We start from the raw sequence: 7,305 nt of genomic DNA, 5'->3' as shown, positions 1-7,305 counted from the left end.
GGGGCGGTCCCGGCCCTCGCGGAGCCGGGAGGTACGGACCCGGGCGGGCCCGTGGGGCCCAACGGCGGTGCTCGGAGTGGGCACGGCCCGGTCACATCTGCGGAACCCGCCCAGCGGCGCGTGATCCGGGCCCCCGGTGCGCACGTCGGACGCTCGGACCTCAGCACCCGCGGCCCCTTTGCGGATGAGCGCCGCGCGGCGGAGCTGCTTCGCCGGAACACGTCGGCCGGCGAAGGACGCCGGTCCGTCGAGGGGCTCCTCCTGGGACTCGCCGCCGGCGACGCGGCCGGGTGGCCGGCAGCCCGCCACCGTGCCGCCCGCATGCCGGAGTGGACCCGGCGCCTCACCCGTGAGCTCGACACGTTCGCCGAGCAGAACGCGACCACCACTCTCCCCGTCCCCATCGCCCTCAACCAGCCGCCCGAGCCGCTGCGGCTGGGGCCCTCCGACGACGCCGAATGGGCCACGTTCTCAGCGGGGACCGTGCTCACCGCCGCCGGGCCGCTGTTCAGCACGCTCGACCCCTCCCGCCGTATGCGGGCCGCCATCGATCTGGCCTGGAACTCGCTCGCCGGCCAGGTCGCCGCGGCGGCCGAGCGTGCTCCCGAGGTCGAGTCCGCCGTACTCCCCCTCCGCGCCCGTATCTCCGTACGTGCCGGGCTCGGCAATCTGGCCACCGGCCTGCGCCCGCCGGCCACCGGCCACGACAACCCGCACTACTTCGACGACGCCGCCTGTGTACGGGCCGTCGTCCTGGCCGTGGTCCATCCGTGCGACCCGGCCGGTGCCGCCGCGCTCGCCGAGTTCGACGCCCGGTACACGCAGGACGGCGACGGCATCCTCGGGGCCCGCGCCATGGCTGCCGCCGTGGCAGTGGCGCTCGGCGGCGCGCGTGTCGACGATGCCGTCGACGCGGCGCTCGCCGAACTCCCCGACGAGACCGAGATCGGCCGCAACGCCCGCCATGCGGTGGAGCTCGCCCGCGCCGCGAGCGGCGCCTTCGAACTCGTACCGCTGCTCGAGCACCAGATCGTCGACCACGTCTACAGCTACGGCATCGCCGCCGCCGAGACCGTGCCCGTCGCGCTCGCCGTCGCCACCGCCGCACGCGGCCGGGTCGCGGAGGCCGTACCCGCGGCCGTCTGCCTCTCGCGTGTCGCGGATTCGGCCCCGGCCCTCGCCGGCGCGCTGACAGGGGCGCTCGGCGGGGGCGCGTCCGTGCCGGCCACCTGGCGGGACGCCTGCCGCACGCTGGCGGGCTGCGCACTGCCGCGCCTCGCCGGGACGGATCTCGTGGAGCTCGCCGGGCTGCTGGAATCCGCGCTCCGGCCGTCCGGCGGGCGGCCGCAGGAGGCGCTGCCGCCCGCCGAGTAGCCGAAACCCGGCACGAGGTCCGCCGCCCACGACCGCCCCAGGTGGACAATTCCGACATGACGACGACTACGGCGGCGACGAAGACGGCCGCAGCAGCGGCGACAGACACCCTCCCCCTCGACGACCGCATCACCGGCAGCCTCGTCGGCGCGGCTGTCGGCGACGCGCTCGGCGGGCCCGTCGAGGGCTACACCCCCGACCAGATCGTGGAGCGGCACGGCGGCCGCGTCACGGGCATCGTCGGTCCCTGGCACGGGGAGGACTGGCGCACCGCACGCCCCATCGCCCCGTACCACAAGGGCGACGGGCACATCACCGACGACACCCTCATGACCCACGCACTGATCGGCGTGTACGCCACGGTCCGCGACCACCTCGACGCGTACGCCGTGGCCGACCACCTCGTCCCCGACCTCATCACCAACCCCCGCTGGATTCCGGAACTCGAAGCCGAGGCCATTCCGCTGCAGCGGCTCTTCCTCGCCGAGAAGTGGCTCGTCGCCCGTCTGCACTACGGGCACCACGACCCGCGTGAGGCGGGCGCGGGCAACATCGTCAACTGCGGTGCTGCGATGTACATGGCACCGGTGGGCCTGGTCAACGCGGCGAACCCGGCCGCCGCCTACGCCGAGGCCGTCGACATCGCTGGTGCGCACCAGTCCTCGTACGGGCGTGAGGCGGCAGGGGTGTTCGCGGCGGCGGTCGCGGCGGCGTGCCTGCCGGACGCGACGCCCACGTCGGTCGTCGAGACGGCGGTGGCCCTGGCCAAGGACGGCACACAGGCGGCGATCGAGTCGGTGGCGGAAGCGGCCGCCCACCACTCGGACTTCGAGTCCGCGCTGGTTCCGCTGCGGGCGGCCGTCGCGCCCTTCGACACGGTCGGCCCGGACTACCGGGCCCCTTCACTTAATGCGCGCCGCCCCTCCCGCCTCCACTCCATCGAGGAACTCCCCATCGCGCTCGGCATGCTGCTGGTCAACGACGGCGACTACCGCCGTACGGTCCTGGCCTCGGTCAACTACGGCCGCGACTGCGACTCGATCGCGACGATGGCCGGGGCGATCGCGGGCGCGCTGCACGGCGAGTCGACGGTGCCGCGGGAATGGGCGGAGCGGGTCGCGGAGGCGAGCCGGGTCGACCTGCACGCCCCGGCTGCGGAACTGGCCGCGGTCACCCGCGAGGTCCACGCCCGCGACACGGAACGCCGCCGGGCCCACGAGAGTGCGTTCGCCTCGCTGACGGGCACGGCGCGATGAACGAGGCTCTGCGCCTGACCTGGGTCCAGCCGGAAGACCTGATCGGTCACGAACTGCGCCAGGCGGAGGAGGACGGCCGGGACGGGTCGCACATCCGCGACCGCTGGCTGTCGGCGGGCGGGTCGCTGTCGCCGGAACGGGCGGGCGCGTCCGCCGACCCGGCGCCGCCGGCGCTGCGCGCGCTGGCGGAGGAGCTGCTCGCCGAACTGGCGGTCCTGCCCTCCCCGTTGGCTCCCGACGAGCCGACCTCCCTGCCCACGATCAGAACCCGCTGCCCTGCCTGGCCGCCGCCCTCCTCGACCACGACGGGTGACGCTGCGGCGAGCCCTGCGCCACCGGAAGCCGACGCGGGGCGCGGCCCCCTGACGGCGGGCACACCGCCCCGAGCCGCGCCCCCGGGCCGGCAGCCCACCGCCGGCCCGGTGCGGGACGGAGCCCGTTTCGGCACCGGAGCACAGCGCGGGCCGGGTGAACGGAACGCCGTCACGGCACCGGGCCGGGGCGTGCGGCCCGGGCCCCGGCGGGCGCTGGGACCCGCTCTGCACGCCGCGTGGCTCGGGCGAGCCGCGGGGTGCCTGCTCGGCAAGCCCGTCGAGAAGCTGCCCCTGCACGCCATCAGGGACCTCGCTCGCTCGACCGGCAACTGGCCGCTCACCAGCTGGTTCACCGCCAAGGGAGTGCCCGGGGAGCTCGCCCGCGCGCACCCCTGGAACCGTCGCAGCGCCCCCACCTCGCTCGCCGAGAACATCGACGGCATGCCGGAGGACGACGACCTCAACTACCCACTGCTCGGCCTCCTGCTCCTGCAGCGCCACGGCCGGAGCTTCACCACCGCCGATGTCGCCCGGCTCTGGCTGGACGAGCTTCCGGCCGGCCGCACCTTCACCGCCGAGCGCGTCGCGTACCGCAACCTGCTCTCCGGCATCGAGCCCCCGCTCACCGCCGCGCACCGCAACCCGTTCCGGGAGTGGATCGGCGGTGCCATCCGCGCCGACATGCACGGGTGGACCAATCCCGGCGACCCCGCGGCCGCCGCCGCCCAGGCCTACCGGGACGCGGCGCTCACCCACACCGCGAACGGCCTGTACGGCGCGATGTTCGTCGCCGCCGCGCTCGCCGCCGCGGCCGGCGGTGACGCCGATGTGCACGAGGCGATCGCCGCCGGACTCGCCGTCGTCCCGCCCCGATCCCGCTTGGCGCACGCCGTGCGCTTCGGTGTCGAGACGGCCCGTGCGCACACCGACTTCGCCGACGCCGTCGACACCGTCCACTCCCGCTACGGCGCCTACCACTGGGTCCATGTCATCCCCAACACCGCGCTGCTGGCCGCCGCCCTCACCCACGCCGACGGCGACTTCACAGGCTCCATCTGCCGCGCCGTGTCCGGCGGCCTGGACACGGACTCGAACGGCGCGACGGCCGGTTCGCTCGCGGGCCTGCTCGCCGGGCGCCCGGACGCTCTCCCCGACCGCTGGACCGCGCCGCTCAAGAACCGGCTCGCGACGTCCGTCGCCGGTTTCGACGGCGTCGGTTTCGACACCCTCGCCCACCTCACACTCAAGGAGGCCCTCCGCCCATGACCGGCATCGTGGTGCTCGGCAGCACCAACATGGACCTCGTCGCCTTCGTCGCGCATGCGCCGAAGCGCGGGGAGACCGTCACGGGGCGCGAGTTCCGTACGATCCCCGGCGGCAAGGGCGCCAATCAGGCGGTCGCCGCCGCCCGCGCCGGCGGTCAGGTCGCGATGATCGGCGCGGTCGGCTCGGACGCGTTCGGCACGCAGTTGCGCCACACGCTCGAGGCGTCCGGCGTCGACACGGACCTGCTCCATACGGCCGAGGGCCCCTCCGGCACGGCCCATGTCGTCGTCGACGACGAGGGCGGCAACTCCATCGTGGTGATCCCCGGCGCGAACGGCACCGTCACCGCTCTCGCTCCCGGCGAGGAGGCCCTCATCGCCACCGGCGACACCCTGCTCCTCCAGCTCGAACTCCCGCTGAGCGCCGTGCTCGACGGTGCCGAGGCCGCCCGTCGGCACGGGGTGCGGACCGTCCTCACTCCCGCCCCGGCGCAACCGCTGCCGCCCGAACTCCTCGCCGCCACCGACCTGCTGGTCCCCAACGAGCACGAGGCCGCCACCCTCACCGGCATCGCCGACCCGCGCTCCGCGGCGCAGGAGCTGCTGCGCCAGGTCCCGGAGGTGGTGATCACTCTCGGCTCCGCCGGCTGCCTGTACGCCGCGCGCGACACGGAGCCGCTCACCGTCTCCGCCCCTGTCGTGACCGCCGTGGACACGACCGCGGCGGGTGACGCCTTCGTCGGGGCGCTGGCCGTCGCCCTCGGTGAGAAGAAGCCCGTCACCCAGGCCCTGGCCTGGGCGTGCGCGGCGGCTGCGCTGTCCGTTCAGCGTCCGGGAGCGTCGTCGTCCATGCCGTACCGCGCAGAGATCGACGGCGCCTCATGAGCCGGGCGCCCGAACCGACCCGTTCCCCTGCCCCTGCTGCGCCTGCCCCGCCTCCCCTGCAAGGGCTGCGTGTCCTGGATCTCGCGACCCTGTTCGCCGGTCCGCTGTGCGCGACGATGCTCGGCGACTTCGGCGCCGAGGTCATCAAGGTCGAGCACCCCGGCCGCCCCGACCCCTCCCGCGGCCACGGCCCCGCCAAGAACGGTGTCGGTCTGTGGTGGAAGGTACTCGGCCGCAACAAGCGGAACATCACCCTCGATCTGTCCACGCGCGGCGGCCGGGAGACACTTCTCCGTCTCGCCTCGACCGCCGACGTGGTCGTCGAGAACTTCCGTCCCGGCACCCTCGAGAAATGGAGCCTCGGCTGGGACGAACTGAGCAAGGCCAACCCACGGCTCGTCCTCACTCGCGTCACCGGCTTCGGACAGTTCGGCCCGTACTCCCACCGGCCCGGCTTCGGCACCCTCGCCGAGGCGATGAGCGGATTCGCCGCGGCCACCGGTGAGCCGGAAGGTCCGCCCACCCTGCCCCCGTTCGGTCTCGCCGACTCCATCGCGGCGCTCGCCACGTCCTACGCCGTCATGACCGCACTCGCCGCCCGCGCCACCACCGGCCGCGGCCAGGTCGTCGACATGGCGATCATCGAACCGATCCTGGCCGTACTCGGGCCGCAGACGCTCTGGTACGACCAGCTCGGCTATGTCCAGCCCCGAACCGGCAACCGCTCACTCAACAACGCCCCACGCAACATCTACCGCACGGCGGACGGCAGTTGGCTGGCCGTCTCCACCTCGGCCCAGTCCGTCGCCGAACGCGTCATGCATCTGGTGGGCCGCCCGGAGCTCGTGGACGAGCCCTGGTTCGCCAGCGGCAGCGGACGTGCCGAGCACGCCGACGAACTCGACGACGCCGTGGGCCGCTGGATCGCACGCCAGACCCGCGACGACGCGATCGGCGCATTCGAGAAGGCCGAAGCCGCGATCGCGCCCGTCTACGACATCCGCGACGTCCTCAACGATCCCCAGTACCAGGCGCTGGGCACCATCACCGAGGTCCCGGACCCGGAACTCGGGCCGCTGCGTATGCAGAACGTCCTCTTCCGGCTTTCGGAGACGCCCGGCGCCATCCGCTGGGCCGGCCGCCCGCACGGCGCCGACACCCGGGAAGTCCTGGCCGAACTGGGCCTGACCGCCGACGAGATCACCGAACTTCGCACCCAAGGGGCGCTATGACCATCCCTCTCACCTGGCTGTACGCCCCGGGCGACCGCCCCGAGGTCGTCCGCAAGGCCCTCGCCACCGAGGCCGACATCGTCATCGTCGACCTCGAGGACGCCGTCGCCCAGGGCCGCAAGCCGTACGCGCTGGACGCCACGGTGGAACTGCTCTCGTCCCCCCAGCCCGTCCCCGTCCATGTCCGCATCAACTCCCCCCATGACATCGAAGCCCTGGCCGACCTCCCGGGCCTCACCGCACTTCGTGTCCCCAAGGTCGCATACGCCACTGACATTCAGCAGATCGCCGCCCGCGCACCGGGCGTCCCCCTGTACGCGCTCCTCGAATCGGCGCTCGCCGTGGAACACGCGTACGCGATCGCCACCGCTCATGACGCGGTCGCCGGCATCGCCCTGGGAGAGGCCGATCTCCGCGCCGACCTCGGCCTGCGCGGCGACGCCGGTCTGGACTGGCCTCGGACCCGTACCGTGATGGCCGCCCGGGCGGCCGGTCTCGCGCCACCGACTCAGTCGATCTTTCCCGACATCATCGACCTCGACGGCCTGTTCGCCTCCTGCTCGCACGGCCGCTCCCTCGGCTTCCTCGGCCGCGCGGCCATCCACCCGCGGCAGCTGCCCGTCATCGAGCGCGCCTACCGGCCCACGCGCGAGGAGGTGGAGGCGGCGGAGGAGATCATGAAGGCGGCCGCGGCGGATGCGGGGGCGATGGCGCTGCCCGACGGTCGTTTCGTCGACGCGGCAGTGGTCGCGACGGCGCAGCGGACGCTGGCCCTGGCGCGCCGGGAGGAGCTCTGACGGAGGGGGCGGGGGCGTGGCCGCTGCGCGGGGCGTTCTCCCCACCCCGCCCTTTCCCGTAACCGGGGGCTCTTCCCCCTACGCCTTGCGGCGTGGGGGGACCCCCACCGGGCCCCCGGCCGGGGTCCTCTCGTGACGGGTTATGCGGGGCCTGGGCAGTCATGCCGGGGGACCCGAGCCTC

The 7,305-nt window shown here is 74.1% G+C and carries 6 protein-coding genes; all 6 read left to right on the top strand.

Translation table 11 applies throughout. From position 1 onward, the window contains the following. The first annotated feature begins 204 nt into the window (after positions 1 to 204). Genes ABZ070_RS33995 through ABZ070_RS33970 form a run of 6 tightly spaced genes read left to right on the top strand, consistent with a single transcriptional unit; the run spans position 205 to position 7,123 of the window. On the top strand, positions 205 to 1,374 hold the full coding sequence (locus ABZ070_RS33995; protein ID WP_356639667.1) for an ADP-ribosylglycohydrolase family protein: 1,170 nt from the start codon (positions 205 to 207) through the stop codon (positions 1,372 to 1,374). Positions 1,375 to 1,430: 56 nt separating this feature from the next. Beyond that, complete coding sequence (locus tag ABZ070_RS33990) at positions 1,431 to 2,630, top strand: ADP-ribosylglycohydrolase family protein (protein WP_356639665.1); 1,200 nt, start codon at positions 1,431 to 1,433, stop codon at positions 2,628 to 2,630. Next, on the top strand, positions 2,627 to 4,210 hold the full coding sequence (locus ABZ070_RS33985) for an ADP-ribosylglycohydrolase family protein (RefSeq protein WP_356639663.1): 1,584 nt from the start codon (positions 2,627 to 2,629) through the stop codon (positions 4,208 to 4,210). The genes ABZ070_RS33990 and ABZ070_RS33985 overlap by 4 nt, the downstream gene beginning before the upstream one ends. Continuing rightward, the gene (gene rbsK, locus ABZ070_RS33980) at positions 4,207 to 5,094 is read left to right on the top strand and encodes a ribokinase (protein ID WP_356639661.1); all 888 of its coding nucleotides are present in this window, start codon (positions 4,207 to 4,209) and stop codon (positions 5,092 to 5,094) included. Before ABZ070_RS33985 ends, rbsK begins: the two co-directional genes overlap by 4 nt. Then, on the top strand, positions 5,091 to 6,326 hold the full coding sequence (locus ABZ070_RS33975; protein ID WP_356639659.1) for a CoA transferase: 1,236 nt from the start codon (positions 5,091 to 5,093) through the stop codon (positions 6,324 to 6,326). Before rbsK ends, ABZ070_RS33975 begins: the two co-directional genes overlap by 4 nt. Next, positions 6,323 to 7,123, top strand: coding sequence for a CoA ester lyase (locus tag ABZ070_RS33970; protein ID WP_356639657.1), 801 nt, complete (start codon positions 6,323 to 6,325; stop codon positions 7,121 to 7,123). Before ABZ070_RS33975 ends, ABZ070_RS33970 begins: the two co-directional genes overlap by 4 nt. Positions 7,124 to 7,305 lie beyond the last annotated feature (182 nt).

Origin of the sequence: Streptomyces sp. NPDC006283 (assembly GCF_040613325.1) — a bacterium.
Taxonomy (GTDB): Bacteria; Actinomycetota; Actinomycetes; order Streptomycetales; family Streptomycetaceae; genus Streptomyces.
This window is presented reverse-complemented; position numbering and strand designations above follow the sequence as displayed.

Bases quoted from the DNA above. Each gene is read 5' to 3' on its own strand.
- ABZ070_RS33990 (WP_356639665.1), top strand. From the start codon at position 1,431: ATGACGACGACTACGGCGGCGACGAAGACGGCCGCAGCAGCGGCGACA.
- ABZ070_RS33985 (WP_356639663.1), top strand. From the start codon at position 2,627: ATGAACGAGGCTCTGCGCCTGACCTGGGTCCAGCCGGAAGACCTGATC.
- rbsK (WP_356639661.1), top strand. From the start codon at position 4,207: ATGACCGGCATCGTGGTGCTCGGCAGCACCAACATGGACCTCGTCGCC.
- ABZ070_RS33975 (WP_356639659.1), top strand. From the start codon at position 5,091: ATGAGCCGGGCGCCCGAACCGACCCGTTCCCCTGCCCCTGCTGCGCCT.
- ABZ070_RS33970 (WP_356639657.1), top strand. From the start codon at position 6,323: ATGACCATCCCTCTCACCTGGCTGTACGCCCCGGGCGACCGCCCCGAG.